Raw genomic sequence first — 2,047 nt, forward strand, 5'->3', positions numbered from 1 at the left:
GCACCGTGCCTCCCATACTGTCTATGTATGGTTGTACCCACCCAGCCGGGCAAGCACAAGACACGGGCAGACCGCTGGTCTGACAAGCGCCGCGCCCTGCCGGCTACGACGTGATGCGGCGAACCCGGATCACCAGCTCCCGGCCAACGACCTCATAGCCGTGGGCCTGGGCAATCTGCTCCTGCCGCGCCTCGATGACCGGATCACGGAATTCAATCACCCGCTCCGTTTCCACGCACACCATATGATCATGGCGTTCACCGAATGACAGCTCGTACACACAGCGGCTCACCGCGCCCTGGGAAAACTGATGACGGGTGACCAACCCCACCTGCTCCAGATTCAGCAACACCCGGTAAATGGTTGAGATACCGATTCTTTCCCCCGCCTGATACAGGCGGGCATAGATTTCTTCAGCGCCCAGATGGCGCTGCTCATCGTGGGCGGCTTTCAGGTGCTGCAGAATCCGCACCCGCGGCAACGTGGCTTTCAGCCCCGCCCCGGTCAACCATTGCTCATGACTCTTGGCCGCCCCGCCACGTTCTTTTCCCTCACTCACCTGAACGGTCAGCCCCGGGGCCTCATCCATGCCTTTATCTGCCATCTTCAGCTCCTTCTGCATCGCGCATTTTTTTCCCTGTCTCTATAGAAGACGAATGACGCCCACCGATGGTGACATTTTTTCTCGGATAAAAACGCAAACCAGGGCAGGCGTCACACTATGCGTTTCATTCTCATTATTGTAATGATATCCATTCTCAAATAGTATTCAGCATTCATTCTTTACAGAACAACGCTGGGGGGCGGGATCATGTCCGGGGTGACGCAGGAATCCCTGTCGGTGGAAACGCTGTATACCGACTACCACAGTTGGCTGCATGGCATATTGCAGCGGCGTCTCGGCAGCCGCGATGATGCCGCCGACCTGGCCCACGACGCCTTTATTCGCCTGCTCAGCAAACCTCGCCACCTGCACCATCACACCGCCCGTGCCTACTTGAGCCGCATGGCCCGGGGGCTGTGCGTAGACCTGTGGCGGCGCCGAGAAATTGAGCAGGCCTGGCTGGATACCTTGCTCCACCTGCCCGAACCGGAAAGCCCGTCCGCAGAACAGCAAACCGCCGCACTGGAAGCCCTGGTGGAAGTCGACACCATGCTTCGCCGCTTACCTGAGGCGGTAGCTCATGCCTTTACCCAGTCCATGGTGCATGGCCTCACCGGCAAGGAAATCGCCACACAACTGGGCGTATCCGAACGGACCGTGCGCAATTACCTGTCCAGAGCCATGCTTGCCTGCCTGCGCCTGCAGGCCCGACTGGAAGGCAGCTGCATGGCCGCCCGACCATGAACGGCGCAGCACACATTGATCACCAGATTCTCAGTGACGCCGCCGACTGGTTTGCCCTGCTGCGCTCCGGGCAGGCCGGCGAAAGCGACCAGCTTCGCTGGCAGCAATGGCTACGGCAGCACCCGGACCATCTGCGCGGCTGGCAAATGGTGGAGCACATTGAACAACAGTTCAGCACCGCCAGTGCCAACCATCCAGCGCATACCGAAGCCACCCTGAAACAGGCCCGCCACAACCGTATACAGCGCCGCAGCGTCATTACCGGCCTGGCCCTGGTCATCAGTACCGGCGGCCTGCGTTGGGTGAGTTGGCGACAGACGCCACTGCCCACCCTGGTGGCAGACTGGAACGCACAGTATCGCACCGGCATGGGCGAAATCCGCGCCCTGGAACTGGCCGACGGCAGCCGCCTGTGGCTGAACACCAACAGCGCCATCAATACCGTACTGGACGGCCCCCAGCGACACATCCAGGTGATACAGGGCGAAGTGCTGATTGAAACCGGCAAGGCGGACCCGCGCCCACTGGTGGTGTTCACACCGCAAGGTCAGCTCCAGCCACTGGGCACCCGTTTCACGGTACGCCGGGAAACAAACACAACCTTCCTCGCGGTCTATGACGGCGCGGTGGAGATCACCAACCTGGCACGGCAGAAAAGCGTACTGCACCCTCAGCAACAAACCCGTTTTTCCGCCAACG

Annotated in this window: 3 protein-coding genes; 2 read left to right on the forward strand and 1 reads right to left on the reverse strand. The window is 60.6% G+C overall.

Annotated features, from left to right (window positions below):
- Nucleotides 1-103: 103 nt before the first annotated feature.
- Nucleotides 104-604, reverse strand: a complete 501-nt coding sequence (locus A3754_RS16865) for a transcriptional repressor (protein WP_231880662.1) — start codon at nt 602-604, stop codon at nt 104-106.
- 207 nt (nt 605-811) lie between these two features.
- Between A3754_RS16865 and A3754_RS16870 the strand changes: the two genes are divergently transcribed.
- Both A3754_RS16870 and A3754_RS16875 read left to right on the forward strand, forming a co-directional pair.
- Nucleotides 812-1,348, forward strand: a complete 537-nt coding sequence (locus A3754_RS16870; RefSeq protein WP_063520628.1) for a sigma-70 family RNA polymerase sigma factor — start codon at nt 812-814, stop codon at nt 1,346-1,348.
- The coding region (locus A3754_RS16875; protein ID WP_063520629.1) for a FecR domain-containing protein at nt 1,345-2,047 on the forward strand (703 nt) is incomplete at its 3' end. The genes A3754_RS16870 and A3754_RS16875, both read left to right, overlap by 4 nt.

It is taken from the genome of Alcanivorax sp. HI0083, assembly GCF_001635175.1.

What these genes read in the sequence shown, in the direction of transcription:
- A3754_RS16865 (WP_231880662.1), bottom strand. Translation starts at nt 604, where the DNA reads ATGGCAGATAAAGGCATGGATGAGGCCCCGGGGCTGACCGTTCAGGTG.
- A3754_RS16870 (WP_063520628.1), top strand. Translation starts at nt 812, where the DNA reads ATGTCCGGGGTGACGCAGGAATCCCTGTCGGTGGAAACGCTGTATACC.